This window comes from Salinisphaera sp. LB1, assembly GCF_003177035.1.
In the GTDB taxonomy this organism is placed as follows: domain Bacteria; phylum Pseudomonadota; class Gammaproteobacteria; order Nevskiales; family Salinisphaeraceae; genus Salinisphaera.
This window is the reverse complement of the sequence record NZ_CP029488.1, coordinates 2,779,259-2,804,516: the sequence shown is the minus strand read 5'-3', so window position 1 is coordinate 2,804,516 and position 25,258 is coordinate 2,779,259. Positions and strand designations below refer to the sequence as shown.

The window sequence follows — 25,258 nt, the reverse complement described above, 5'->3', positions numbered from 1 at the left end:
TGATTTCCCCATGCTCCCGACGGGATGCACGCATGAACGAAACCCCGACCACCGAGACCGCTTCTGCCAAATTCGATCGACGCGTGGTCGTCATGGGTGTGTCGGGCAGCGGCAAGTCCACCGTCGGCGAAGCGGTCGGCAGCGCGCTTGGCGTGCCGTACATCGACGGCGACAAGTACCATCCACAGGCCAACATCGACAAGATGTCGCGCGGCGAACCCCTGAACGACGACGACCGGGCCGACTGGCTCGCGGTGCTCACCGAACTGATTCGTGAAAACCACGACAAAGACCGAGCCTTGCTGATCGGCTGTTCTTCGCTCAAGCGGATCTATCGCGACCAGCTCCGCGAGGCCGACCCTGGTTTGCTGTTCTTATATCTGGACGGCAGCTTCGATGTCATTCTGGGACGTATGCAGCGACGCAAGCATTTCTTCTCCTCGGATATGCTCACCTCGCAGTTCGATACCCTCGAAACGCCCGACGCGGACGAAGCGATCCGCGTCGATATCGATCAGAATTTCGCCGACGTCATCGATCAGAGCACCGCGGCGCTACGCACTCGCCTTGAACAGGACCAGCTTTCATGAGCGATACGCTCACCCCGCATCTGACACTGGAAATGGGACTCGGCGAGGGCCCACTCTGGCACCCCGAATACAATGCCCTTTACTGGGTGGACATCCTCGGCGCCGCCCTGCACCGGCTCGATTTCGCCACCGACGAACACAGCGTGGTCGAATACGACGAGGCCATCACCTGCGTGGTGCGGCATGCCGACGGCGGCCTGGTGGCTGCCCTGCGATCCGGCTTGTGGCGGCTCGACGCGGCGGGCGACCGGCAGGCCTGTCTGGCACAGGCGCCCGAAGACACCCACGATCATCGTTTCAACGACGGCGGTTGCGATCCGGCGGGGCGTTTCTGGATCGGCACGATGAATGAAACACAGAGCGCCGCCGATGCATCGCTCTACTGCTACGACGGCCACGCCCTTGTACCGCGCATCGGCGGCATGACGATCACCAACGGCCTGGCGTTCTCGACCGACGGGCGCTGGATGTACCACACCGATACACCCACCCGCGTCATTCGCCGGCATACCTTCGATCCGGCCACCGGCGACATCGGGCCGGGCGAGACATGGGTCGATCTGAACACGCTCGATATCGAGGGCAACCCGGACGGCGCGGCCGTCGATGTCGAGGATCACTACTGGACCGCCCTGTTCGGCGGCGCGGCGGTTGCCCGTTTCGATCCCGAAGGACGGCTCGTGGCACGCTATCCGCTGGCCGCATTGCAGCCGACCATGCCGGCATTCGGCGGCCCTGACCAGCGCACGCTGTTCGTGACCACCGCGCGCGAGAACATGGACGCCACCACGCTGGCCGAATGGCCGCAATCCGGCTCGGTATTTTCCATGGCCGTGGACGTGCCCGGCCACACCCTCGCCGCCTTCAATCCCAGGTAGACATCATGAGTATTCGTATCGCCCTGATCGGGTACGGCAAGATCGCTCGCGACGCGCATCATCCAACGCTGGACGCAAACCCCGACTTCGAACTGGTCGCGACCGTGGCCCGCAGCTTCGACGCCGACCGCCAGGCCCAACCCGCCCGCTTCACCAGCCTGGATGCGTTGCTCGATTCAGGCATGGCCCTGGATGCCGTGGCCCTGTGCGTCCCACCCCAGCATCGCTTCGAGTTGGCCTGCCGGGCCGTGGACGCAGGGCTGCACGTGCTGCTGGAAAAGCCGCCCGGGATGACGTTGTCGGAGGTCAGCCACCTTGAGCAGCGCGCCGCCAGCGCCGGCATCACGCTCTACGCCAGTTGGCATTCGCGCCATGCCCCGGGGGTAGAAGCGGCCCGCGAGTGGCTGTCCACCCAGAACGTGACCGCGGTCCGGATCGACTGGTGCGAGGATGTGACCGTGTTTCATCCCGGCCAGGCCTGGATCTGGGAGCCGGGCGGCCTGGGCGTGTTCGATCCGGGCATCAATGCCCTATCCATCGCAACGCATATCCTGGCTCGGCCATTCGCTCTGGGCGCAGCCACCCTGGAGGTGCCCAGCAACTGCGCGACCCCCATCGCCGCCGACCTCTCGTTCACCGATAGCGCCGGCGCGCCGATCCGCGCGGTCATGGACTGGCGCCACGAGGGTGACCCGGTCTGGCAGATCGTCGTGGAGACCGAGACCGGCGAACTCCGGCTGGAAGAAGGCGGTGCGCGCATGCGAATTGACGGAGAAATTCGTATCGACGAGGAAAAGGACGAGTACGGCGGCGTTTACGCTCTGTTCAGCACACTCATCAAGGAGCGCCGGTCGGATACTGACGTCCGGCCATTCACTCATGTAGCGGATGCGTTCATGCTCGGCGAGCGACGTATCGTCGACGCGTTTCACGAATAAACAGCCCCTCGATCCGTACGGCCGTCCATTCATCGAAACCACCGCGAGATTCGTCATGCCCCATGCCCTGCCCGCCTGTCTGGCCGTCACCTGCCACGAATTCGGCACCACGCCCGACGGCGAACGCGTCGATCGCTATCAGTTGACCAACCGCTGCGGCATGCGGGTGGCGATTCTCACCCACGGCGCCCGCATTCAGGCGCTGGAAGTACCGGACAAGAACGGGCGGCTGGCCGATGTCGTGCTCGGCTTCGACCGCGTCGACGACTATCTCCAACCCGGCCCCAGTTATTTCGGCGCCACCATCGGCCGCTACGGCAACCGCATCGCCGGCGGTACGTTCGAGCTCGGCGACCGGCGCCATCAACTGTCGACGAACGAAGGCGGGAACACGCTGCACGGCGGCGAGCGCGGTTTCGATCGACACATCTGGGCCGCTACGTCGATCGACGAGGGCGATGCCGTGGGCGTCGAGCTCACGCTGGTCTCGCCCGATGGCGACATGGGCTTTCCCGGCAATCTCGCCGTCACCCTGCGCTACACGCTCGATAACGCCAACAATCTCCGGCTGCATTATTCCGCCGTGGCCGACGCGGAGACGGTGATCAATCTCACCAACCACGCCTTCTTCAATCTCGCTGGCGCCGGCAGTGGCGGCATCCAGGACCAGCTGGCGATGATCCACGCCAACCACGTCACCGCCGTGGATGAAGCCCTCATTCCCACCGGCGAACTGACACCGGTGGCCGACAGCGCCCTGGACTTCACCCGGCCGAAACCGTTCGGGCGGGACCTTGCCGATTCGGCTCTGGAAGACATTGGCGGCTACGATCACAATTGGGTGCTGGCCAGCGCCGGCGATCCGAACCGTCTCGCGGTGCGCGTGGTCGATCCGGCATCGGGCCGCGCGCTGGAAATGTATTCCACCGAGCCCGGTGTGCAGGTGTATACGAGTAACGGGCTCGACGGCACCATGACCGGTAAGCGCGGCGCCACCTACGACCGGTACGCCGCCTTCACCCTCGAAGCCCAGCATTTCCCGGACGGGCCCAACCAGCCGGAATTCCCCGACACCCGGCTGGCCGCGGGCGAGAAATACACCCAAACCACGGTCTATCGGTTCTTACCGGCCTGATGCCCCTGCCGAGGCGCCGGCCACTCAGGCCGCGTTCGGCATATCCCCCGTCTTCGCCGCGGCCTGCGGTTGCGCCGAAGCGGCGGTGGCCACCGGCGCCAGTACTGCCGAAAAGCGCCGCAGGCGCAGCGAGTTCGTCAGCACGAAGATACTCGAAACGCTCATCGCCGCGGCCGCTATGGCCGGGTTGAGCAACCAGCCCGTCAGCGGGTAGAACACCCCGGCGGCGAGCGGAATCAGCAAAACATTGTAGCCGTACGCCCAGCCGAAGTTGATGCGAATAGTCCGCATCGTACGGCTGGCCAGCGCCAGCGCGTTGACCACACCGGACAGATCCGCCCGCATGAGCACCACGTCGCCCGCCTCGATAGCGATATCCGTGCCCGAGCCAACCGCGATGCCGACATCCGCCTGCGTCAGCGCCGGCGCATCGTTGATGCCGTCGCCGACGAACGCCACGGTACGCGCGTCACCCTGCAGGCGCTTGATTTCGTCCGCCTTGGCCTGCGGCATGACGCCGGCCACCACACGATCGATGCCCAGCTCCGCCGCAATCGCCTGTGCGGTCGCCGCGTTGTCGCCGGTGAGCATGGCCACTTCAATACCCCGGTCATGCAGCGCGGCGATCATGTCGGCCGCCTCGCCGCGCGCCGGATCGGCCACGGCCACCAACGCGGCGAGTTCACCGTCGATCGCCACGTACAGCGGTGTACGCGCGGCCGCGGCCAGCGCATCGGCACGCTCGGTCAGGGGCGCATGATCAACGCCCAGGCTGTCCATGAAGCGCGCCGCCCCGACCTGGATTTTCCGGCCGTCGACCACGGCGGCCACGCCCTGGCCGGTGTGGGTCTTGAAATCCCGAGCCTCGGGCACAGCCAGGCCGCGGTCCGCGGCCGCTTTCACGATCGCCCGTCCGATCGGATGCTCGCTAACCGCTTCAACGGCGGCAATCTGCCGCAGCACGTCGTCGGTATCGAAACCGGCGCAGGTCTCGAACTCGGTCAGCGACGGTGCGCCCTCGGTCAGCGTGCCGGTCTTGTCCAACACGACGGTATCCACGCGCGCCAGCTGCTCCAGCGCCGTGCCACGCCGAAACAGCACACCCATGGCCGCACCGCGGCCGGTACCGACCATGATCGCGGTCGGCGTCGCCAGACCCATGGCACAGGGGCAGGCGATCAAGAGCACGGAAACGGCCGCCACGAAGGCCAGCGCCAGCGCCGGGCTCGGCCCGAAGACCAGCCAGCCGATGAACGTGGCCACCGACACCGCCATCACGATGGGCACGAACACCCCGGCGATGCGGTCGGCCACGGCCTGGATCGCCGGTTTTTCGCCCTGCGCCTGTTCGACCATGCGGATGATGCCCGCCAGCACGGTATCGCCGCCGACGCGGGTCGCCTCGATTTCCAGCGCGCCGTCGCCGTTCACCGTGCCGCCGATCACCTTCGCCTGGCCCTGCTTGGCGACCGGCACCGGCTCGCCCGAGATCATGGATTCGTCGACATAGCTTTCGCCCGCGACGACCGTACCGTCGACCGGCACGCGCTCGCCGGGGCGCACCGCAATACGGTCGCCCCGGACGAGTTCACCGACATCGATTTCCCGCCATTCGCCCTCGCGCTTGACGCGCGCCGTCCTCGCCTGGAGTTTCATCAGGCCCTGGACCGCCTGCGAGGTACGCCCGCGGGCCAGGGCCTCGAGATAGCGTCCAAGCAGGATCAGGGTGACGATCATGCCGGCGGCATCGAAATAGGTATGCGCGGAGCCGGCCGGAAAAATCGAGGGTAGCGCAAACGCCACCAGCGAATAGAAATACGCCGCATTCGAGCCGATCAGCACCAGGCTGTTCATGCCGGGCGCCGCATGCTTGAGTTCGCCCCAGCCCAGTCGATAGAAACGCGAGCCCGCATAGAACTGCACCGGCGTCGCCAGAACCAACTCGATGATGGTCCATGCGAACGGCGGCGCCAGCGCGTTCATCGCGGCGCCCACGCCGGGCAGCATGCGGGCCATGGCGATCACGAACAGCGGCACGGTGAACACCGCGGACAAAAGCAATGCGTGCTTGAGCTCGTCCGTTTCCGAGTCCTCGCTTTCGGCCTCGCCAGCATCCTGGTCGTCCAGCGCGACCGGCGTATAGCCCGCTTTTTCCACACAGGCGAACATCGCCGACCGGTCAACCTGCCCGGGCAGATAGCGAACGCGCGCCCGCTCGGTGGTGAGATTCACCGTGGCCTCGAGCACGCCGTCGAGCCGCGCCAGTTTCTTCTCCACCCGGGCCACGCAGGCGCCGCAGGTCATGCCGTCGACACGGAACTCCATCTCTTCCGCCACCGGCGTGTAACCGGCGCTCTCGACCGCCTCGAACACGGCCGCGGGGTCGTCGGAGCCGGCCTCGAGCGTCACCTTCGCACGCTCGGTGGCGAGATTCACCGAGGCCTCGGTGACGCCCGCGACCTTGCGGATTTTCTTCTCGACGCGGGCGACGCAGGCGCCGCACATCATGCCGTCGATGCCGAATTCCAGGGTTTGGTCGTGTTGAGCTTCGCTCATGCCGCCCTCGGCTGTCGTTGAATCAACGGTATTTCAGAACGTCCATCAATTCCGCGACGATGGCGTCCTCGTCGCCACGCTCATGGGCGGTGACCACGTGATGCTTGAGATGACCGCGCAGGATCAGATCGCCGGTCTTGGCGAGCGCGCCCTGCACCGCCTTGATCTGCTTGAGGGCGTCGACGCAGTAGACGTCGTCGCGCTCGAGCATGCGCAACACGCCGTCGACGTGGCCGCGAATCGATCGCAGCCGGGCCGTGGCGTCCTCGCGCACGCCCGGCTCGATCGCCAGATGATTACAAGGCTGCTGGGTGGTATCGGCCATTACGCCATCGTGGCTTCGTAGCCTTCCTCGCGCACCGCGGCCAGCAACGCCTGCGTATCCGCGTCGCCCTCGACTTCGGCCACACCGGAATCCAGATCGACCTGCACCACGCGTTCCACGCCGTCGACCTCGGCCAGCGCCTCGTTGACAGCCGCCACGCAATGCTGACAACTCATGCCTTCAATCCTGAGTCGTGTCATACGGGTTCTCCTTGGCTTGATCCACCCCTCCGGGGGTGGGGTATGCTCAATACAAAGCTTATGCCCGCTGCCGGGCATCGTCAAATCGTGCGACCGTGGAAACGGCGCCGCGATCCCGGTATTGAATCTGGGCTCGACTGGATAAGGATCAACCGCTTATGACACTCACTGCCCTGTCCTGGATCGTCATCGCGCTGGGAATCGTCACCGGCGCCGCCATCGCGATCGATTGTTATCAACGCCCGCAGCACATGAACGTCATGAACGTCACCTGGCCGATCACCGGCCTGTATTTCCCGGTCGTCGGCTGGTGGATTTACAAGGCGATGGGCCAACCCGACGGCATGCCGCGCGGCGGCGGCCACGCTCACGCGCATCACGATTCGCATCACGGTCACGGCCATGGCGACGATGGCGGCGGCGGTCATCATCACGCACCCAAGCCCCATTGGCAGAGCGTGTTCGTCGGTGTGACCCACTGCGGCGGCGGCTGTACGCTGGGTGATTCGGTAGCCATTCCGGTCGTGGCGCTGACCGGCTTCACCGTGCTCGGCTCCACCCTGCTCGGACATTTCACCGCCGAGTTCGTGGCCGCCTATCTGTTCGGCATCCTGTTCCAGTTCCTGCCGGCCATGAGCATGGGCGAGACCAACCCGGTCAAGGCGCTCGTCAACGCTGTCAAGGCCGATACGCTGTCATTGATCGCCTTCCAGATCGGCATGTACGGGTGGATGGCATTGGCCTCGCTCGTGCTTCTGCCACAAGAACCCGACGCCGGCTCGGCGGTGTTCTGGTTCATGATGCAGATCGCCATGGCCATAGGCTTTGCCACCGCCTATCCGGCCAACTGGTGGTTGATCGACCGCGGCATAAAACACGGCATGTGAAGCACGATACGGGCGCTGGCCGTGCCCGCATCGCCGCATGGCCAGCGCCATTCAAAGCGGTTCGCTGCCGAACCGGTCCCGTCTTTCCGGGCCGGCCGCCCTACGGCCCTGCGGCCAACCACGAACGCAATTACGCCCGGCCTGCTTGGCCGAATAAAGCGCCTGGTCGGCACGATGCACCCATTCGTCGAGGTTGGCGCTCGCATCCCGGGGCCCTACCGCATAGCCGGCCGAAATACTCACCACCGCGCCCACCGGCGACGCTTCGTGGGCGATACCCAGCGCGCGAACCGCCGCCCGCACCCGCTCGCCACGTTCGGCCCCCACCTCGGACCGATCGGTATCGACGATCACCAGGAACTCTTCGCCACCCCAGCGCGCCAACAAGTCGCCACCGGGCGCCAGCGCATCGCTCAGACAGTCGGCGACCTGACACAGACACCGATCGCCCGCAAGATGACCATAATGATCGTTGTAGCGTTTGAAATAATCGACATCGACCAGCACCGCGACGCGCGCGCCGGGCGCCTTGGCCAGCGCGCGCCGCAAGCCGCGGCGATTCAGCACACCGGTCATCTCATCGTGATGGGTCAGCCGGGCGAGATGGGCGTTTGCACGATCCAGGTCGCGTGCATTGCGTTCGCTCTCGCGGATCGCCCGATAATTCGCGCGCTCGCGTTCTTCCAACCGCCAGCAACCGAACAACGCATAGATCGCGGCCACGGTTTGCACCAGCGCCATCCACAACTGCTCGCTCGGCGCCGCATGCGTAAACAGCGCGTTGCCGACGACCACCGTGGCCACAGTCGCGATGCAGCCCACCACACAATAAGGGAAACGCAGCTGGATGCCGGCGGCCATCAGAAACGGCTGCAAGGCGATGGCGGTCTGGATGATCCACAGATAACGCGGCTCGGCATACAGACTCACGGTTTCGGCCATGAGCACCCAGCACAGAACCCCCGCCATCATCACGCTTTCGCGCACGAATACATCGGGCTTGCGTCGCAGGATGACAAAGCAACCGAGGCTGAACAGATCGACGGCCAGCGTGGCGAGAATCACGACCGCCGCGTTGTCGAGCAGTACATACAGCCCGACCGCCCCGAGATGGGTCATCGCCAGCTGCAAATAGCCGATACGTCGGAACCGATAGCGCCGGGCACGCACGGTCGCGCGCTCGAATTCGGCCTCCAGAGCCGGCTCGAACCGCAAGCTGAACTGCCCGAGCCAACGGACCAGCGCGGCGTAGCCACGCCTGATTGAATCCCCGATCATGATGGTTTCACTAAGGGCGCTAGCCGCTCTATGTGGAATACACTTATTTTCAGCCAATATCGGCGATACCGTTGACAAATTCACGTCGGGATCGCGATTGGTGTGTCGTTAATTGGTCGAGTGCCGCCCCCGCCCTGCACAGCGCGGGCACGACACGTTATCGTCGGGCCATTGGCCCCGTCGCGCGCCGCGCCCGAGTCCGCCCATGTTCCGATCCCGCCATCGCGACCGCATCCTGCCGCAGCTCGAGCATTCGCTTTTCAGCGGTCTGCTCGCGATGCACTGGGGCAACGCGCACTTCGACCGCCCCGCGCTCGACTTCGAGGCATTCGCCCGCGGCGTTGCCCTGCACGACTGGCACTACGGCCCGCTCGACAACCACCCGCTCGGCGCCTACGGCGATGCGGAATGGCATGCGCTCACCGAGCGTGGCGTGGCCACGCGCCACGACGATCCAGTCACCGATGCGGTGGCCAAACGGCATCTGCGCCGCCTGATCGGCACGCCGGAAACGCCCGCGGTTCAGGCGCTGGTCAATCGGTTGAAGGAAGCAATCGCGGATCGACGCGGCGAAACCCCTTTTTCAGACGCCGACTTCGAACGGGCCGATCACATCACCCGGTTTTGCGATACGGTCGCCTTCGATCTGGGTTTTGAGAATCGCGAACCACGCCGCGTGCGGGTCCCGGCCCATCGCGACGCCCGCAACGAGACCGAGATCAGCTACGAGATCGCAGCCGACGGCGTGATCCGATTCGCGCCCTGGCCATTCGATCGTCCAGACTTCGGCATGCCGCTGACGGCGTACCAGGCCTCCGGCTACCCGGACCGCTTGAAGCCGGTCGTGACCTTCGTACAGTGCGTGCCGGGCGAACCGCCGGCCGTATCGGCGTAAACACGGACCCCGGCGCCCGGACGCCGTCTCAAACCAGAATCGACAACCCGGCCGCGACCACCAGCAATAATGCCATCGCCCGATTGAACAGGCGGCGATGGCGAGCCTGGCCCAGGCTGCCGATACCATAGCGCCCCAGCACGCCCCAGGTGGCCAAGCCGGCCATCGCCACAATTAGGAACACCAGGGCACGCAGGCTCGCGCCGCCCGCACCTGTATCGCCGGGCGCGAATACGCCGACCACGGCGAGCGCCATCATCCAGGCCTTGGGGTTGACCAGTTGCAAGCCGGCGCCAGTCAACAGGCCGGGCGCGACCTCGGGCGTGCTGTCGGCGGCCACCGGCTCGCCAGCGCTGCGAAACAGCTGCCACGCCAGCCACCCAAGCCAGCCCATGCCGATCGCAGTCAGTACATGGTGAATGGCCGGATACGCGACGAGCGGCGCGGCCAGGCCCAGTCCGGCGGCCCAGACCATGCCGGCCACGCCCAGCGCCGCCCCCATCACCAGCGGCATGGTCGCGCCCAGCCCGCGCTGCGCGCTACTCGCCATAACCAGGATATTGGTCGGCCCCGGGGTAAACGACGCCACGATGGCGAACAGTGTGAAACCGATCATGAGGCCCGCGCCCGGCGCGGCATCTCCGGCCCCTGGCTTGTCGATGCACGCATGACTTCTCGACTCGAACAAAAACGTTCGGCGAGGATGCCCGCGGCCCGGCTAAGCGTCTGGAATATTCGTGCAGCGCCGGCGATACGCCGCCGGACTCAGACGATAGGCGCGCTGGAACCAGCGCCCGAGATGCGATTGATCAGCGAAGCCGAGCGCGGCCGCGGTCTCGGCCGGCTCTTCGCCGGCCATCAAGCGACGGCGGGCGCGAACCAGCCGCAACTGGACGAGATACGCATGCGGCGGCATGCCATAAGCGGCCTTGAACAAGCGCGTCGCGCGAAACCGGCTCACACCGAGCGCATCGGCCAGATCGTCCAGGCCGATGTCGTCGGTTGCGTGCGCATGCAGATAATCCCGCGCCCGGCCCGCCAGCGACGGCGGATCGTCGGCCCGCGTATCGGCCAGGCGCCAGTCGACGTGACGGCCGAGGGCCAACAACAGATCGTCGAGAGCGGCATGGCGCACCATGCGCAGGTCGGCGTCGTGCAGCGCGCCGACCGCCCGGCCGATGGCCGTCACCAGCCGGGCATCGCTGGCCAGCGTGGCCTCGAACATGGGCTCCCCGGCCGACGGCGCATCATCCACCAGCCGGGCCAGCCAGCCTTCGAACCAGGCCGGCTCAATGTACATCGTGCGATAAGTGAAACCAGCGGCCTCCGGCGCATCGCCATCGTGAATCTCGCCCGGGGTGAGCAGAAACGCCTGCCCCGGCGTACTCACATTGCGGCGCCCACGGCAACGGAACTGTTGCACACCGGCTTCGGTCGCCCCCACGAGATACACATCGTGCCAGTGCGGATCGTAGGCGTGGCCTTCGAAATGGGCGCGCAGCGTCTCGATGCCGGTCTCGGTATCGCGGCGCAGTTCGACCCAGTCGTTGGCGGTAGCGGACTTGAGCGACATCTCGGCACATGGTGTGGCATGGAAATCCAGGTCAAGCTAACCGGCCCCGGCCCAGCGGGCTAGAAGATTCGTGCAGCATTCGCTTGAAAGCCTATGCCAATAGGGCGACGCGGCCTGCACTCAGGCCCGCCCTTCGAGGCGCTCGCCCGGGCCACAGGGCGGGACATTGAAGTTACAGGACACTGCAGGCAACCGCGCGAACGATGGCAGACTGTCGCCCATGACAAGCGTAAAGCAACGCCGGGTAAAACCGACCTATTGGTATGGCCTCAATCCGTGCGGACCCGCGGCAACACGCGTGTACATGCCGCCGGATTCCGACAAACGCACAGCAAGGCATACAAAGCCTTCGCCTGACGGGTTCGGCCCGGCGTGCGACGATGCCTGTCCGGGCCGGCGCCTGGCGGGCGGACATGCCGGCGGCGGACGCGCCTGCCGCCCTCCGCGCCACGGTCATGTATACAACCGGGACGCCACCACCCGCCGGGCGCGCTGGCCCGAAACTTGCTGCGCCTCTCCTGTTCCGACCGCCACTGCCGCGAGGCTGCCGTGACCGATCTCCACAACGCCGACACCGAACTCGGCCCTCTTCGCCCCGGCCAATACGGCGACCGGGTCCTGGCCGTCGAGCCCGGCGGCATCGAACGCATCGCCGACAGCGAGCGGCATGGCCGCCCGCTGCAACTCTTCTGGACCTGGGCCTCGCCGAATCTGGAATTCGCCACCGCGTTTATCGGCGTGCTCGCGATCGCGGTGTTTGGCCTTTCTTTCTGGTCGGCGGTACTCGCTCTGGCGCTGGGCACCGGACTCGGGGCCATCGCCCACGGTTTTCTATCGGCCCGCGGACCACGCTACGGGGCCCCGCAAATGGTGCTGGGACGCGCCGCATTCGGCTACTGGGGCAACCTCCTGCCCTCGGCACTCATGGCGGTCACCGCCGGTATCGGCTGGTTCGCCGTCAACAGCGTGAGCGCGGCATTCGCTGTGAACGCCCTGACCGGCCTTTCCACCCTCGCCAGCCTGGTCCTGATCGTGGCCCTGCAGATCACCATCGCTTTCTTCGGCCACAATCTGGTGCAAGCCTTTGAACGCTACGCCGTGCTCGCGCTGGGTCTGATCTTTGCTATCGCCGCCGTTATCTTGTTCGCCAAAGCACAGCCCGGCAGCCCGTCCCACCCGGTTCCGGGTGCCTTTTTGTTGACGGTCGGCACGGCCTTCGGCTACAGCGCCGGCTGGAACCCCTATGCCGCCGACTATACCCGCTATCTGCCGCGCAACACGAGCCCGCGCGCGGTCGGCCTTTTCGCCGGCAGCGGCCTGTTTGTCGCCTGCCTGGTCATGGAGGTCGCCGGCGCCGCCTCGGTCACCGCCGGCGGCACCTCGCTGAGCAATCCGGCAGGCGCCTTCACCAGCCAGCTGCCGCAGCCCGTGGCCGGGCTGACACTGCTGGCGATCGCGATCGGCGCGATCGCCGCCAATATACTGAACACCTATTCCGGTGCCATGGCCTTTTTAACCATCGGCATTCGCCTGCCGCTGCGGTTGCGCCGGGCCGCCGTCGCCCTGGTTTTCGGCGCACTCGGGTTTTTGCTGGCGTGGTCGGCGCTCGGCGACGCCGGCGACGAATACACCCAGTTTTTACTGATCATCGCCTACTGGATCGGCCCCTGGCTGGGGGTTATCTTCGCCGACCAGATCCTGCGCGGCGGTCAAGCCGTCGATGGCCTGCTCTACGACCGCCGCCATCGCGGCGCGGCCGGTGCGGTCGCCATGGTCCTCGCCATGGCGATTTCCATCCTGCTTTTCTCCAACCAGGAGATGTTCACCGGCTGGATCGTGCGGCAAGCCCCCCAAATCGGGGATATCACCTTCCTGGCCGGCTTCATCATTGCCGCGGCCTTGTATACGCCAATGATGCGCCGTACCGGCTGATTGAGTGCCGTCCTAAGCGCCTATTCCAGGGCGGCGAGCGCCCCGAAGGGCCGGTCTGAGCATGCGCAGACCGCGTCGCCTTATTGAAATAGGCTCGAGGACCTGTCGAGGTTCCGTACGCGTCGGCGCCAGCGATTGGGCGCAAGATCATGCCCCGGGACGCTGGAAATCGTAGAGAGCTTCGGGAGCGACGGGGCGGCTCATGTAGAAGCCCTGAGCCAGATCGCAGCCGGCCGCGCGAACAAAGGCAAACTGCTGTTCATTCTCAATGCCTTCCACCACGACACGTCGATTCAGCGCATGCAGCATCTCAATCATGGCACGGACAACCGTACTCGCTTCGCTGTCCGTAATTTCAATGCCGGTAGCGAAGGCTTGGTCTATCTTGACCGTATCCACCGGCAGACGCCGCAGGTAGCTGAGCGACGAATAGCCGGTACCGAAATCGTCCATCGCAAGCTGTAGGCCCCGCGCGCGCAGTTGCTCCGCCACATCACAGGCGGCATCGAGATCCGATAGCAGCAGATTTTCCGTGATTTCGATCTCCAGCCGCGAGGCATCGACGCCACTGTCTGCCAATACGCGATCGACCGTGGCCACAAAATCCGACGCCCAGAACTGGCGTGGCGATACGTTAACCATGACCTGATCCGGCGCGCGGCCGTCTTGCGTGAACCCCGAAGCCACTTGCCGGCATGCCTCGGCAAGCACCCAGGCGCCGACTTCGACGATGAGTCCGGTCTGTTCAAGTGCAGCGATGAACTCCCCCGGTGGAACGATTCCGCGCGTTGGGTGGCACCAGCGCAGCAGCGCCTCGGCACCGCCGACTTCGCCGTCCGCGGGTCGGATGAGCGGCTGGTATTCAAGAAAGAACTCCTGGCGTGCCACTGCTTGGCGTAATTCGGTTTCGAGCTGAACCCGGCGCCGCACGGCTTCATTCATTCGTGGCTCGAAAAAAACATAGCAGCCGCGCCCGGCGGCCTTGGCCTCGTACATCGCGGCATCTGCGTTGGCCAGCAAGGCCTCGATGGTTTCGCCGTCGTCCGGGTACACCGCGATACCGATACTCGCGCCCACGTGATATTCGATCGAGCCGATCACAAAATTTTCGCCCAGGCCCTCAATCAAACGCTCGCACGGCCCGTCAATGTCCGCCATCTGCTGACTATCGGAAAGCAGTACCACGAACTCATCGCCGCCCCAGCGCGCGGCGATATCGGCCTCGTGCAACGCGCCGGTAATTCGTGTGGCAGCATGCTTGAGCAGTTGGTCGCCAGCAGTGTGCCCTTCGGCGTCGTTGACGTTCTTGAACTGATCGAGATCGATAAACAGAACAGCAAAGCGCTGCGCCCGGCGCCGCGCCTGCACCAGAAGCGTTTCCGCCCGGTCCATGTACAATTTTCGGTTGGGTAAACCGGTCAGTGCGTCGAAGTGCGCCTGTCGATAAAGCTGGCGGCTCCGATACGTGGCCGCCAGTGCCACGGCGATGCGATCGGCCAGCGCATGCGACTGATCATCTGTGCTCGACCACGGCTCGCCGCGATAGGCCAGCAACAAGACCGCCCAAAGACGCCCCTCTTCACGAGCCGGCAGGCAGTCGACCCGTATCGCACCGAGGCCCATCAGGGGCCCGAGATAAGCCGGTACAGCGATCTCGTCCGGGCGCACGTGTTCGGTCCACTCGCGGCCCAGCGCAATCAGTTCGTCCTCGGATAGGGATAAACGCTCGTTTTCGATCGACGCTCCGCAGCCTTTCACGCAATAGCAGTCTGCAATCCTCGGGAGATCCGGATCGATTACGATCAGCGCGGCGCTATCCGAGCCGACGACCCGCGGTATCTGCGTGAGTATCTGTTCGATGAGCTCGGCCACATTGGCGGCGGCCAAAACTCGCCGGTCGAGCGCAGCCAGCGCTTCGAGAGTATGGAACTGTGCGCCCAGGCGTCGCGCCATGCCGTTAACCGATTCGCCCAGTTCCTCGAACTCATCGCGGCTTTGAATGCGCACTCGACTATCGAATTCACCGCGCGCTATCGCCTGTACGCCGGCGCGCAGCTTGCGCAGCGGCTGGCTGATACGACGAATCTGCATTAGCCCAACCAGGCCCGCAAACAAAAGGCTCAGCAGCAGAACCAGCGGCAGCAACCAGTAAAACACGCGCGCCGATCGGCTGGCGTAATCAAAGGGCTGCAGGCCGACGATACGCCACATCGGCGCATGAAAATTACTGTCGAGGAATAAATCCCAATGCGCGACCAGAAGCCGCTTGCCCGGTACTAGCACGCGGGATTTATGGCCGTGCCGCGTGGCTTCGAACACGCGGTGATTATTCGGGCAGTTCAATGCGCGCCCGTTTGCGGCCGTGAACACACAGAATCGCGTTCCGCCAGGCCATGTCGACGGCGCGCCCAGTATTTCGCCAAGATTCAAACGGCCGATCAAGACCTGGGAGTGCGGGCGCCTCGGCCCTGCGAATATCGCCATGAAAACCGCGCCCGGGCCGGCGACGCCAATCACGGGGTCGCCGGCACTGCGGCGGGCGCGTGCGGCTAGCGCTTGCGCACCACTCAGGGCCGCGGGATCGCCCCACAACATGTGCGGCCTCGGCATCGTGGAGCTGACCATGCCCAAAGCCGCGAACACGTGCGCCGAGCTTTTGGAGTAGCGGCCCCCCGTCTGATCGACGTATTTGAGCAGAGCAGCAGCCAGTTCAAGCCGGTCGAGAATGGCCATGCCCTCATTACGGCTACTGCGATGGAGACGATCGTGGGCCTCGCCGATAACGACCTGCGTAGTATTGAGATAAGCCAGCAGCGCTATGACGAGTACCGGAAGCGCGGCCGCGACGATAAACCTTAGAAACAGTCGGCGCGCGAAGTTGCCGTGAAAAGCCGCGATTGTCAGGCGCATGGCAGCTTGCAGACCGCGCCCTGATCGTAAAAACACGGGAATGTACGCGACGGCTTGATCGACTCACTTGCTTCTAGAGGCGATATGGGGCAATCGTCAGTAATCGGTTGCCAAACCCACGAATTGACCATTGTTCGCCCGTACGATGTCATCCCGGCTCGCTTTCGCCGTCAGCGGCGTCCGGCTTACACCATCCTTGCCGGAGCTGTACAGGTCGTAGTCAGTGTTCAGCGGCACCAAATTTCGATCCTTGCGCAGCTTGCCCTTGCCTTTGAGATTGCCGCCCTCAATCCGAAGATAGACATAAGGATGTCCCCAAGGATCTAGCCGACCGCCCTCGCCAATATCGGCCAAGCTGTCCGGAAGTTGATCGGTAGCGTTCTGATAGCGGGCGATCACGTTCTCGATATCGAGAATATCGGCGATCGCCTGGGTACGATTCACATGATCGCGATAGCCCTGATACATCGGGTAGGCGATGGCCGCCAGGATTCCGGCGATCGCCACCGCCAGCATCAACTCCACGAGGCTGAAACCCGCGGCCCTTCGGCCGCGCACAACCTTCCACACGCGCTTCATAAGCTATACATCTGCCTGATCAGGCCCGGGCACCCGATCATTCAACGGTCTTTTGTGATAAACGAACCTGTCGAGCGCGCGATACCCGATTTACCCCTGCGGGCCGCCACGCTCGAACAACGATATAGCTCGGCCGCGAGAGTCTACAACCTCAGCCTATCGTGCAATCGTGGAAATTACGCCCTTTTATGCTCTGTTTCAGTCCGACAACCATTCACGCCTTGAGCCACAAGCGCCACTACCACTCGGCTAAACTGCCATCGGCATGGCGCCAGATCGGGTTGCGCCAACGATGGCCAGCCGCCGCCCGCTCACGGACGTAATCCTCATTGATCTCCACCCCCAGGCCCGGCCCGTCCGGAATCGCCACGAACCCGTCCTCGTAGGCGAAGACTTCCGGGTTGGTGATGTAGTCGAGGATGTCGTTGGACTGGTTGTAGTGAATGCCCAGCGACTGTTCCTGGATGAAGGCGTTGTAGCACACGGCATCGAGCTGCAGGTTGACCGCCAGCGCGATCGGGCCCAACGGGCAATGCAGCGCCAGCGCCACATCATAGGCCTCGGCCATGGCCGCGATCTTGCGCGTCTCCGTGATGCCGCCGGAATGCGAGGGGTCGGGCTGGATGATGTCGACGTGCCCGCCCGCAAGGATCGGCTTGAAGTCCCAGCGCGAGAACAGACGCTCGCCGAGCGCGATCGGCGTACTGGTCAGGCCGGCCAGTTCGGGCAGCGCCTCGTAATGCTCGGACAGCACCGGTTCTTCGATGAACATCAGGTTGTATTGTTCGAGCTCGCGCATCAACACCTTGGCCATGGGCTTGTGCACCCGGCCATGAAAATCGACCCCGATGCCGAAGTCAGGCCCGACCGCCGCGCGGATCGCCGCCACATTTTCCAGCACGCCGTCGACCTTGGCGTGGGAGTCAATGAACTGCATCTCTTCCGAGGCATTCATCTTGATCGCAGAAAAGCCGAGCGCGGCGCGTTCCTTCGCCATGGCCGCGGTATCGCCCGGCCGGTCACCGCCGATCCAGGAATAGACCTTGATCCGCTCGCGCAGTTTGCCGCCCAGCAGTTCATGCACCGGCACGCCCAGCGCCTTGCCCTTGATATCCCACAGCGCCTGATCGATGCCGGCCAGCGCGCTCATGTGGATCGGCCCGCCACGATAGAAGCCGCCGCGGTAGAGCACGGTCCAGTGGTCCTCGATCCGGCGCGGATCAGCGCCGATCAGGTAATCGGACAGTTCGTCGACCATCGCCGCCACGGCCGCCGCCCGCCCCTCGACCACCGGCTCGCCCCAGCCGACGATGCCCTCGTCGGTGGAGATCTTGAGAAAACACCAGCGCGGCGGAACGAGAAAGGTTTCGAGTTTCGTGATTTTCATAGGCTTCCTGTCAGTCCGTAAATCAACGCCAGGACCGCTTACGGACAATCTTGATTTTCAGCGTTCGATTCGGGCCCACGCGGCAGCGAATGCACGGGCGTTGGCGGCGACGGTGTCGGCAGCCATGCCCGCCTTGTACAACGCCGAGCCCAGGCCGAAGCCGGTCGCCCCGGCCGCCACGAATTCCTGCATGTTGTCGGGGCCGATGCCGCCGACCGGCATCAACGGCACCTCGGCCGGCACCACCGCGCGCCAGGCCTTGACCACTTTCGGGCCGATCGCTTCGGCCGGAAACAGTTTCAAGGCATGCGCACCGGCGTCGAGCGCGGCGAAGCCCTCGGTCGGCGTGGCCACGCCGGGTGCGCTGGCCAGCCCGGCGCGCACCGTGGCCTCGATCACGCTTGTCTTGGCATTGGGCGAAACAATGATGCGCCCGCCCGCGTCTCGCACCTGGCCGACCTGCTCGGGCTGCAACACCGTGCCGGCCCCCACCAGCGCGGCCCCGCCCAGTTTCGTCGATAGCCTTTCGATACTGATCAACGGCTCGGGCGAGTTGAGCGGAATCTCGATCACGCGGAAACCGGCGTCGAACAGCGCCTGGCCGACCGCCTCGATCTCGCTCGGCTTCACGCCGCGCAGAATCGCGATCAACGGCAGGTCTTGAAGATAATCGTTGAGCATGATGGCGCCTCCGGCGCAGGGAAATCGAATCAGGCGGTCACCAGTCCGGCGGCTGCGGCGATACGCCACAACCCCAGGCGGGCGGCATCGGGGATCTCGGCGACATCATCGATATCGAACCGCGCCAGCGCACGGCGATAACGAGCACACAATGCCGCATCGCCGATCAGGCGCAGCGGCGGCACGCCGTCGAGACCGACGATCGCACTCCGCAGCTCATCGCCGATCAACAGGCCCGACAGATAATCGGGCGTGGCGTCGGCTGTGATCTCGCCAGCGAGCATTCGACTGCGGGTGGAAAACAGCGCGGCGGCGAGGCCGGCGTCTGCCGTCGCGCGCGCCGTGTCCACGCCCAGTTCGAACGCGGCCGCATCGAAGACCGCGCTCTCGGTCGCCGGTTTGCCAAGGATGGAGTGCTGGCGCAGGACCGCGAACAGCTCGCCGGTCATGTAGGTGGTGAAAGCCGCGAGCCGATGGTCCGCAATATGCACCCACTTGCAGTGAGTGCCGGGCAGCACCAGCAGGCCGCGCCCGGCCAGCTCGGGGGCCACGGCCAGCGCGCCGAGCACCTGGGTTTCCTCGCCGCGCATGACGTCGGGCAAGGCGCGCCCACCGGGCGGCTGCATCACGCCGGGCACCACATGCAGCGCCACCGGCTCGGCCTCGATTCGCAGCAGCCGGTCGGCCAGCCCGGCAAGCTCGGCCGGGCAATCGACATAAGCCGCCTCGGCCCAGCCGCCGCGGCTGCCGATCATGCCGCAGGCGAGCGCCGGCAGCTCGCCGTGCGCGGCGACCCAGTCGCCGATGAACTCGCGGTAGACACCAGCGAAATCGCCGTTGTCGACCTGCATGATGCCGCGGCGCGCGGTGCGCGCGTCGATCACTTCGCCATCGTCGCCGAGCAGCCAGGCACGCAGCGACGAGGTGCCCCAGTCGAGCGCGACAAGACGCGCCGTATTCGCGGATTTGTCGTCCATACGCGTTAGTTTACCGAGCATACTCGCCCTTCGCGATCCGGATGCCCCGAATACGGACGACAGGCGGGCATGAACTCATGCGCGGTCGGCGCCGTGGTATCCGCTCCAGCGTGTCAGCATGCGCGCCAGGAACGGCCCGGTGAGCATGACGGCGAAGAACCGCGCCAGCTGCATGGCCATGATGTAGGCGACATCCACATGTGTGGAACTGGCGATGATCGCCACCGTATCGGCGCCGCCGGGGCTGGTGGCCAGATAAGCGGTCAGCGGTGCCACGCCGGCGAACACGACCAGCAGCACGGCGATCCCGCCGCAGACCAGGATCAGGATCACGATCGATGCGATCACCGCCGGCAGGGCGCGCACCGCGTGCGACAGCGTCGATCGGGTGAAGCGCATACCGATGCCCCAGCCCACGAAGGCGAAACTCACTGTCAGCAGGGGCAAGGGCAGTTCGAGTTTCAGCCCTAACAGATCCTGAGCGAGCGCGGCGATCACGATGGCTGCCAGCAACGGCCCGGCCGGCGTACGCAGCAAACGGGCCACGCCGAACCCGACGGCCACGACCAACAGCGTGCCGCCCTGCCCCGCCACACTCGACGGCCACCATGACCCGGCCCCGCCGCCGGCCGATGGCGCGAGCACCGCCGCCACAATCGAGGCCGCGGAGGCCACGATTACCACCCGCGTGTATTGCATGAACGCCACCAACCGCGCGTCGGCGCCGTAGGCCGACGACATCAGCGTCATCGCCACCGCGGCGCCGGGCGACACACCCCAGATCGCGGTCGGCCCGGGCAGGACCTGCCACTTGGTGAGCAGCCACCCGATGATCAGGCTCACGGCGATAACCGAGAACACACCGCCCAGAAAAACCGGCCACTCGGCGCCAATCTCGGTGAGAATCGGCAACGTGATGGTGCGCGCAATCAGGCAGCCGATCACCGCCTGGGACAGCTGAAACGGCACGCGCGGCACAGCGACCGCGGCACCGGTCACCGAAAGCGCGATCGCCGCGATCATCGGGCCCAGCAGAAAGCCCGCCGGCAAGCCGCACCAGCGCAGCGCGACCCCGAGCACGAGCGATACCCCGATCAGCAACATCCAGCGCCCGGCCGCCGGCCCATGCCGCATGCGTTGTATTGCGCTGCTCACGAACATGCCGGGCCGCTGCATCGCACCGGCGCGGGCGGACGGCGCGGGTTGCGTCGTGAGTCGAGCACGGCATCGGACATGGGCGGCGCACGTAAAACGCGTGGAGAGCGCGCAGATACTGCGCGTCATTGGGTTATACAGCAATTCCCGCCCGTTCCGTGCGCTGCAGCAAACGCCAGCCCGAAGCCGTCGCTTTTCGCACAAAAACCGACGCCTTGCGCATATTGCGCGAGGCGCTTCGAGATCATACTCCGGCCACGATCCATCGACCGAGGCCTGCATGAACACCCAGGTGATTCTGACCTGTGCGGTGACCGGCGCCGGCGACACGCGCGGCAAGAACCCGAACGTACCGGTCACCCCGGCCGAAATCGCGACCGCCTGCATCGAGGCCGCCGAAGCCGGGGCCTCGATCTCGCATGTGCATGTCCGCGATCCGGAGACCGGCGCACACAGCCATAAAAGTGAATATTTCCGCGAAATCGCCGATCGCGTGCGCGATTCGGATACCGACGTGGTACTCAACTTTACCGCCGGCGGCGGCGGTGATCTGTTCCCGGAACTGACCGGCGCCGAAGGCGAGGACCGCCAGATTCGCGCCGCCGCCGGTTCCGACCTACAGAGCCCATCCGAACGTCATGCGCCGATCGGCGAGATGCTGCCCGAGATCTGCACACTGGACTGCGGCAGCCTCAACTTCGGCGACATGGTGTACCTCAACTCGGCTAACTGGCTGCGCGAGCACGCCGCGCTGGTCCAGGCCGCCGGCGTGAAGCCCGAACTGGAATGCTTCGATCTCGGCCACGTCTGGTTCGCCCGCCAGCTGATCGACGAAGGCCTGATCGACGGCGACCCGTTGTTCCAGCTCTGCCTCGGCATCCCCTGGGGTGCGGAAGCCGATCCGCAGACCATGCTTGCCATGCGCGACAAACTGCCGGCGAACGCATACTGGGCCGCCTTCGGCATCGGCCGCATGCAGATGCCCATGGTCGCCCAGGCCATGATCGCCGGCGGGCACTGCCGCGTGGGCCTGGAAGACAACCTCTATCTGTCGAAGGGCGTGAAGGCCGACAACGCCGGGCTCGTCGACAAGGCGCGCTCGATCATCGAAGCCCTGGGCGGCGACGTCATGAGCCCGCAGGACACGCGCAATCGTCTGGCCCTGCGCGGCGCGAACACCGGGGGTACGGCATGAGCGAATCGCCCGAGAAACAGACCATCGTGCCCAGGCGCGTCGCCATCGTCGGCACCGGTGTCATCGGCTGCGGCTGGGCGGTACGCGCGCTGGCCGCCGGGGCCGAGGTCGTGGCCTACGACATCGACGTCGAGACCGCGCGTCGCCGGCTGGCCCAGACCCTCGACATCGCCTGGCCATCGTTGGAAAAGCGCGGCCTGGCGGCCCACGCCGATCGCGACAACTGGCGCGTGACCGACGATCTCGATGCCGCGGTCGCGGACGCCGATCTGGTGCAGGAAAACGTGCCGGAGCGGCTCGAACTCAAGCAGACCGTGCTATCGCACATCGACGGCGCCACGGCACCGGATACGCTGATCGGCTCGTCCACCTCCGGTATCAGGCCGACCGCGCTGGCCGCCGGCTGCAGTCATGCCCCGGAACGCGTCTTCGTCGCCCACCCCTTCAACCCGGTCTATCTGTTGCCGCTGGTGGAAATCGTGGGCGGCGAGCGGACCGCACCCGGTATGATCCAGACCGCGCAGGCGATGTATCGCGGCCTAAGCATGCGCCCGTTGGTCGTCCGCCGCGAGATCGAGGGCCATATCGCCGACCGGCTGATGGAAGCGCTCTGGCGCGAGGCGCTGCATCTGGTCAACGACGGCGTCGCAACCACCGAAGAAATCGATGCCGCCGTGGTCTACGGCGCCGGCCTGCGCTGGTCGCTGATGGGTACCTTCCTCACCTTCCATCTGGCCGGCGGCGAACAGGGCATGCGGCACATGCTCGAACAATTCGGCCCGGCCCTGAAGCTGCCCTGGACCAGACTGGAAGCCCCGGAGCTGACCGACAAACTGATCGATCGCGTGGTCGAGGGCTGCGAGCATCAGGCCGGCGGCCGCTCGGTCGCCCGGCTCGAGCATCGGCGCGACGCGTTCCTGACCGAACTGCTCGCCCTGGTCGAGAAATACTGGCCGGAATCCGAGGGCCTGCCCGGGCGCATCTAGGTTGGGAGACCGCTTCTTTTCTATCCGCGGATTACGCCGATTGCTGCCGGCGGCGTCGATATTTCTGGATGGGTACTCGATGCCCGTCGACTATCGGCAATGTTCGCCGCCGGCATCCGGCCGGAATAATCCAGGTATTGTTCGGCGAAACCCGTGTAATCTGCGGCTCGAACGCCGTCCTCAATCTCGCAACAAGAAGCCATGGATCACGTCATTCTCGAAACCCGCGTCGCCCCGGAATGGGTGGATTACAACGGCCACATGAACGATGCCGAGTACGCCCGCGTATTCTCGCTCGCAGTGGACGCGTTCTGGGAAGCGATCGGCCTGACCGAGGCCGCGCGCGATGCCACCGGCGTGACCACATTCACGCTGGAATCGCATATCTGTTTTCTCGCCGAATGCGTGGCGGCCGAACCGCTGACCGTGAAGCTCACCATACTCGACCGCGACACCAAGCGGCTTCATCTATTCCTCGCCCTCCATCGTGGTGACGGCCGCCTGGCCGCGACCAGCGAACAGATGCTCATGGCCATCGATCAGGCCACGCACCGCGGCACGGCATTCCCCGATGACGTGGCGCGGGCGGCCAATGGCTACGGCCAACGGGCGCATGGGCAATGGCCCGAGCAGGCAGGGCGGACGATCGGGATTCGGCAGAAGTAACGCCCCGCTCATGCCGGCGACGCGTACCGATTACGGGGCAGCCCGGTACCCATGACGCAGGCCCGCATCGCCAGCGCGAGTCCCCGGGCCGGCCATACCGACACGGCATGGGCCAACGCCAACCCAAAACAGCCGTGCCGGTCAGCCCTGTGTCGGCTTACGGCCTACGGCCCAAGCCGGTCTACTTTGGCGCGGCGCCCAGGGACTGAGAACCTCGGCCCTATCCGCGTAGGTCGGATTAGCCAAGCGTAATCCGACGTGGGCGGAACCCGTTGCCTGCGGTGGTGCGCGTGGCCCTGTGTCGGCTTACGGCCTGCGGACTAAGCCGACCTACTTCAACTGCGCCAAGGAAACCCCAATACAGTCCGGGCCCGGAATGTGGGCGTCGGGCGCCTGCATGCAGCCCCATTACACAGCGAGGCAGGCGCGCTGCCCGAATCCGCTGCGCTCACCACCCCTGCGCCCCTCGCCGCAGCCATTCATGCACGAAGGTCAACTTGCGATTGACCGGTGCCGAGAGCATGAACGGATACAGATCCGGCAATCCCATGGAGCGGTTGACGTGGTTCACACTCATCGCGAGCGCCGCGCCGACATGGATCAGCCGCGCCGTGTCGGTTTCGGCATAGGGGTTCCAGTTCGGCGCCGGCAGATACGACGACGCCAGTCCGGCGGCGATGAAGCTGTCGGTGATGTCGGTCAGATGGAGCAGGTGCGACGTCGTCTCGGCCCAGTCCTCGTGTGGATGTGCCGAGGCATAACTCGAAATGAACCGTTCGCCCCAGTCGGCCGGCGGGCCGTAGTTGTAATGCCGGCCAAGCGCATCGCTGTAATCCGTGCGCTCGTCGCCGAACATGTCGCGAAACGCGTCGAGAAAATCGGCACGCAGCGCCAGGCGCCACCAGAGCATGTGCGCAATTTCGTGGCGCATATGGCCGATCATGGTGCGATACGGTTCGCCCAGGGCCTGACGACGCGTCGTGCGCACCACCGGATCGGCCTCGGACACGCTGATGGTGACCACGCCATGGCCATGGCCCATCGGCGCCGGCTGGTCGTTGGCCTCGGCGAGCATATGAAAAGTCGGCCGTGTGCCCGGGTCCTCCGGCCGAAACCACTGCCAGCGGCCGAGATTATCCAGCACCCAGCGCTTGGCGAGTTCGGTTTCGGCCCAGTCCGGTATGGCGTTAGCCAACGACGGATCGGGCGCGAGCGCGGTCATGGCACAGGCGCGGCAGAAGGCGCCATGCTCCGGCGCGATCCAGTTGCAGCCAATGCGTTCGCGATTGGCGCAGAACGGCGGGGTCGGAATGAACGCCCGCGCCTGCGGATCGTAGGCCACCGGCGTGCCTTGGGCGGTCGTGAGGTTGTCGAACCAGAGCGGCCCCGGGCCGACGGGGTTGTCGAAAACATGCATAGGCGAGCACTTGCGGAAGACGAGGATTCAATGGACCGTAACAAAACCAATGTACGCGTTCTGGGGCCGCTCCATGGGATCGGCCAGCTCGGGGCGCGCCTACGCGGTGTGTTACGCG

At 65.4% G+C, this 25,258-nt stretch carries 23 protein-coding genes; 10 read left to right on the top strand and 13 right to left on the bottom strand.

Annotated elements, in window-relative coordinates:
- Nucleotides 1–32: 32 nt before the first annotated feature.
- From SALB1_RS12615 to SALB1_RS12600, 4 genes are read left to right on the top strand one after another with little or no spacing between them, the layout of a single operon-like run.
- A complete protein-coding gene (locus tag SALB1_RS12615) occupies nucleotides 33–590 on the top strand; it encodes a gluconokinase (protein ID WP_109994187.1) in 558 nt (185 codons plus the stop codon).
- Nucleotides 587–1,468, top strand: a complete 882-nt coding sequence (locus tag SALB1_RS12610) for an SMP-30/gluconolactonase/LRE family protein (protein WP_109994186.1) — start codon at nucleotides 587–589, stop codon at nucleotides 1,466–1,468. Before SALB1_RS12615 ends, SALB1_RS12610 begins: the two co-directional genes overlap by 4 nt.
- A 5-nt stretch (nucleotides 1,469–1,473) precedes the next feature.
- A complete protein-coding gene (locus SALB1_RS12605; RefSeq protein ID WP_109994185.1) occupies nucleotides 1,474–2,406 on the top strand; it encodes a Gfo/Idh/MocA family protein in 933 nt (310 codons plus the stop codon).
- Nucleotides 2,407–2,461: 55 nt separating this feature from the next.
- Nucleotides 2,462–3,541, top strand: coding sequence for an aldose epimerase family protein (locus tag SALB1_RS12600; RefSeq protein WP_109994184.1), 1,080 nt, complete (start codon nucleotides 2,462–2,464; stop codon nucleotides 3,539–3,541).
- Between the two features lie 24 nt (nucleotides 3,542–3,565).
- Here the strand turns inward: SALB1_RS12600 and SALB1_RS12595 are convergent, their stop codons facing one another.
- From SALB1_RS12595 to SALB1_RS12585, 3 genes are read right to left on the bottom strand one after another with little or no spacing between them, the layout of a single operon-like run.
- Entirely contained in the window at nucleotides 3,566–6,097 is a 2,532-nt protein-coding gene (locus SALB1_RS12595) for a heavy metal translocating P-type ATPase (protein WP_109994183.1), read from the bottom strand.
- Nucleotides 6,098–6,119: 22 nt separating this feature from the next.
- On the bottom strand, nucleotides 6,120–6,422 hold the full coding sequence (locus tag SALB1_RS12590; protein WP_109994182.1) for a metal-sensitive transcriptional regulator: 303 nt from the start codon (nucleotides 6,420–6,422) through the stop codon (nucleotides 6,120–6,122).
- Complete coding sequence (locus SALB1_RS12585; protein WP_109994181.1) at nucleotides 6,422–6,622, bottom strand: heavy-metal-associated domain-containing protein; 201 nt, start codon at nucleotides 6,620–6,622, stop codon at nucleotides 6,422–6,424. Before SALB1_RS12585 ends, SALB1_RS12590 begins: the two co-directional genes overlap by 1 nt.
- A gap of 158 nt (nucleotides 6,623–6,780) precedes the next feature.
- Here SALB1_RS12585 and SALB1_RS12580 point away from each other — a divergent pair, with 158 nt between their 5' ends.
- Nucleotides 6,781–7,509 (top strand): DUF4396 domain-containing protein, encoded by a 729-nt coding sequence (locus tag SALB1_RS12580; protein ID WP_109994180.1) that lies wholly within the window; start codon nucleotides 6,781–6,783, stop codon nucleotides 7,507–7,509.
- Nucleotides 7,510–7,560: 51 nt separating this feature from the next.
- Here SALB1_RS12580 and SALB1_RS12575 read toward each other — a convergent pair whose 3' ends face one another.
- The gene (locus SALB1_RS12575) at nucleotides 7,561–8,787 is read right to left on the bottom strand and encodes a diguanylate cyclase (protein WP_109994179.1); all 1,227 of its coding nucleotides are present in this window, start codon (nucleotides 8,785–8,787) and stop codon (nucleotides 7,561–7,563) included.
- A gap of 205 nt (nucleotides 8,788–8,992) precedes the next feature.
- Between SALB1_RS12575 and SALB1_RS12570 the strand changes: the two genes are divergently transcribed.
- Nucleotides 8,993–9,682: a DUF3891 family protein gene (locus SALB1_RS12570; protein WP_109994178.1), complete on the top strand. Its 690-nt coding sequence runs from the start codon at nucleotides 8,993–8,995 to the stop codon at nucleotides 9,680–9,682.
- A 28-nt stretch (nucleotides 9,683–9,710) separates the two neighbouring features.
- On the opposite strand, the gene SALB1_RS12565 is transcribed toward SALB1_RS12570, so the two are convergent.
- Together SALB1_RS12565 and SALB1_RS12560 are read right to left on the bottom strand one after the other, a co-directional pair.
- On the bottom strand, nucleotides 9,711–10,298 hold the full coding sequence (locus tag SALB1_RS12565) for a LysE family translocator (protein ID WP_109994177.1): 588 nt from the start codon (nucleotides 10,296–10,298) through the stop codon (nucleotides 9,711–9,713).
- Between the two features lie 102 nt (nucleotides 10,299–10,400).
- A complete protein-coding gene (locus tag SALB1_RS12560) occupies nucleotides 10,401–11,255 on the bottom strand; it encodes an AraC family transcriptional regulator (RefSeq protein WP_109994176.1) in 855 nt (284 codons plus the stop codon).
- A 549-nt stretch (nucleotides 11,256–11,804) separates the two neighbouring features.
- Here SALB1_RS12560 and SALB1_RS12555 point away from each other — a divergent pair.
- A complete protein-coding gene (locus tag SALB1_RS12555; protein ID WP_109995419.1) occupies nucleotides 11,805–13,187 on the top strand; it encodes a cytosine permease in 1,383 nt (460 codons plus the stop codon).
- 147 nt (nucleotides 13,188–13,334) lie between these two features.
- Here SALB1_RS12555 and SALB1_RS12550 read toward each other — a convergent pair whose 3' ends face one another.
- The 6 genes from SALB1_RS12550 to SALB1_RS12525 all read right to left on the bottom strand — a co-directional run bounded on the left by SALB1_RS12550 (nucleotide 13,335) and on the right by SALB1_RS12525 (nucleotide 20,876).
- Nucleotides 13,335–16,097 carry a bifunctional diguanylate cyclase/phosphodiesterase gene (locus tag SALB1_RS12550; protein ID WP_109994175.1) on the bottom strand — a complete coding sequence of 921 codons (2,763 nt, stop codon included), beginning with the start codon at nucleotides 16,095–16,097 and terminating at the stop codon, nucleotides 13,335–13,337.
- A gap of 96 nt (nucleotides 16,098–16,193) precedes the next feature.
- A complete protein-coding gene (locus tag SALB1_RS19735) occupies nucleotides 16,194–16,676 on the bottom strand; it encodes a prepilin-type N-terminal cleavage/methylation domain-containing protein (RefSeq protein WP_109994174.1) in 483 nt (160 codons plus the stop codon).
- Nucleotides 16,677–16,914: 238 nt separating this feature from the next.
- Nucleotides 16,915–18,063: a galactonate dehydratase gene (gene dgoD, locus SALB1_RS12540; RefSeq protein WP_109994173.1), complete on the bottom strand. Its 1,149-nt coding sequence runs from the start codon at nucleotides 18,061–18,063 to the stop codon at nucleotides 16,915–16,917.
- Nucleotides 18,064–18,120: 57 nt separating this feature from the next.
- Entirely contained in the window at nucleotides 18,121–18,744 is a 624-nt protein-coding gene (locus SALB1_RS12535; RefSeq protein ID WP_109994172.1) for a 2-dehydro-3-deoxy-6-phosphogalactonate aldolase, read from the bottom strand.
- 29 nt (nucleotides 18,745–18,773) lie between these two features.
- Nucleotides 18,774–19,721 carry a 2-dehydro-3-deoxygalactonokinase gene (locus SALB1_RS12530; RefSeq protein ID WP_109994171.1) on the bottom strand — a complete coding sequence of 316 codons (948 nt, stop codon included), beginning with the start codon at nucleotides 19,719–19,721 and terminating at the stop codon, nucleotides 18,774–18,776.
- A gap of 75 nt (nucleotides 19,722–19,796) precedes the next feature.
- Nucleotides 19,797–20,876, bottom strand: a complete 1,080-nt coding sequence (locus SALB1_RS12525) for an AbrB family transcriptional regulator (RefSeq protein WP_199678791.1) — start codon at nucleotides 20,874–20,876, stop codon at nucleotides 19,797–19,799.
- Between the two features lie 280 nt (nucleotides 20,877–21,156).
- Here SALB1_RS12525 and SALB1_RS12520 point away from each other — a divergent pair, with 280 nt between their 5' ends.
- The 3 genes from SALB1_RS12520 (at nucleotide 21,157) to SALB1_RS12510 (ending at nucleotide 23,723) form a co-directional block, all read left to right on the top strand.
- Entirely contained in the window at nucleotides 21,157–22,071 is a 915-nt protein-coding gene (locus SALB1_RS12520) for a 3-keto-5-aminohexanoate cleavage protein (RefSeq protein ID WP_109994170.1), read from the top strand.
- Nucleotides 22,068–23,057 (top strand): 3-hydroxyacyl-CoA dehydrogenase NAD-binding domain-containing protein, encoded by a 990-nt coding sequence (locus tag SALB1_RS12515; RefSeq protein WP_179950664.1) that lies wholly within the window; start codon nucleotides 22,068–22,070, stop codon nucleotides 23,055–23,057. Before SALB1_RS12520 ends, SALB1_RS12515 begins: the two co-directional genes overlap by 4 nt.
- 201 nt (nucleotides 23,058–23,258) lie before the next feature.
- Complete coding sequence (locus tag SALB1_RS12510) at nucleotides 23,259–23,723, top strand: thioesterase family protein (protein ID WP_109994169.1); 465 nt, start codon at nucleotides 23,259–23,261, stop codon at nucleotides 23,721–23,723.
- A gap of 448 nt (nucleotides 23,724–24,171) precedes the next feature.
- On the opposite strand, the gene SALB1_RS12505 is transcribed toward SALB1_RS12510, so the two are convergent.
- Nucleotides 24,172–25,140: a putative zinc-binding metallopeptidase gene (locus tag SALB1_RS12505; protein WP_109994168.1), complete on the bottom strand. Its 969-nt coding sequence runs from the start codon at nucleotides 25,138–25,140 to the stop codon at nucleotides 24,172–24,174.
- Nucleotides 25,141–25,258 lie beyond the last annotated feature (118 nt).

Bases quoted from the DNA above. Each gene is read 5' to 3' on its own strand.
- SALB1_RS12615 (WP_109994187.1), top strand. From the start codon at position 33: ATGAACGAAACCCCGACCACCGAGACCGCTTCTGCCAAATTCGATCGA.
- SALB1_RS12610 (WP_109994186.1), top strand. From the start codon at position 587: ATGAGCGATACGCTCACCCCGCATCTGACACTGGAAATGGGACTCGGC.
- SALB1_RS12605 (WP_109994185.1), top strand. From the start codon at position 1,474: ATGAGTATTCGTATCGCCCTGATCGGGTACGGCAAGATCGCTCGCGAC.
- SALB1_RS12600 (WP_109994184.1), top strand. From the start codon at position 2,462: ATGCCCCATGCCCTGCCCGCCTGTCTGGCCGTCACCTGCCACGAATTC.
- SALB1_RS12595 (WP_109994183.1), bottom strand. From the start codon at position 6,097: ATGAGCGAAGCTCAACACGACCAAACCCTGGAATTCGGCATCGACGGC.
- SALB1_RS12590 (WP_109994182.1), bottom strand. From the start codon at position 6,422: ATGGCCGATACCACCCAGCAGCCTTGTAATCATCTGGCGATCGAGCCG.
- SALB1_RS12585 (WP_109994181.1), bottom strand. From the start codon at position 6,622: ATGACACGACTCAGGATTGAAGGCATGAGTTGTCAGCATTGCGTGGCG.
- SALB1_RS12580 (WP_109994180.1), top strand. From the start codon at position 6,781: ATGACACTCACTGCCCTGTCCTGGATCGTCATCGCGCTGGGAATCGTC.
- SALB1_RS12575 (WP_109994179.1), bottom strand. From the start codon at position 8,787: ATGATCGGGGATTCAATCAGGCGTGGCTACGCCGCGCTGGTCCGTTGG.
- SALB1_RS12570 (WP_109994178.1), top strand. From the start codon at position 8,993: ATGTTCCGATCCCGCCATCGCGACCGCATCCTGCCGCAGCTCGAGCAT.
- SALB1_RS12565 (WP_109994177.1), bottom strand. From the start codon at position 10,298: ATGATCGGTTTCACACTGTTCGCCATCGTGGCGTCGTTTACCCCGGGG.
- SALB1_RS12560 (WP_109994176.1), bottom strand. From the start codon at position 11,255: ATGTCGCTCAAGTCCGCTACCGCCAACGACTGGGTCGAACTGCGCCGC.
- SALB1_RS12550 (WP_109994175.1), bottom strand. From the start codon at position 16,097: ATGCGCCTGACAATCGCGGCTTTTCACGGCAACTTCGCGCGCCGACTG.
- SALB1_RS19735 (WP_109994174.1), bottom strand. From the start codon at position 16,676: ATGAAGCGCGTGTGGAAGGTTGTGCGCGGCCGAAGGGCCGCGGGTTTC.
- dgoD (WP_109994173.1), bottom strand. From the start codon at position 18,063: ATGAAAATCACGAAACTCGAAACCTTTCTCGTTCCGCCGCGCTGGTGT.
- SALB1_RS12535 (WP_109994172.1), bottom strand. From the start codon at position 18,744: ATGCTCAACGATTATCTTCAAGACCTGCCGTTGATCGCGATTCTGCGC.
- SALB1_RS12530 (WP_109994171.1), bottom strand. From the start codon at position 19,721: ATGGACGACAAATCCGCGAATACGGCGCGTCTTGTCGCGCTCGACTGG.
- SALB1_RS12520 (WP_109994170.1), top strand. From the start codon at position 21,157: ATGAACACCCAGGTGATTCTGACCTGTGCGGTGACCGGCGCCGGCGAC.
- SALB1_RS12515 (WP_179950664.1), top strand. From the start codon at position 22,068: ATGAGCGAATCGCCCGAGAAACAGACCATCGTGCCCAGGCGCGTCGCC.
- SALB1_RS12510 (WP_109994169.1), top strand. From the start codon at position 23,259: ATGGATCACGTCATTCTCGAAACCCGCGTCGCCCCGGAATGGGTGGAT.
- SALB1_RS12505 (WP_109994168.1), bottom strand. From the start codon at position 25,140: ATGCATGTTTTCGACAACCCCGTCGGCCCGGGGCCGCTCTGGTTCGAC.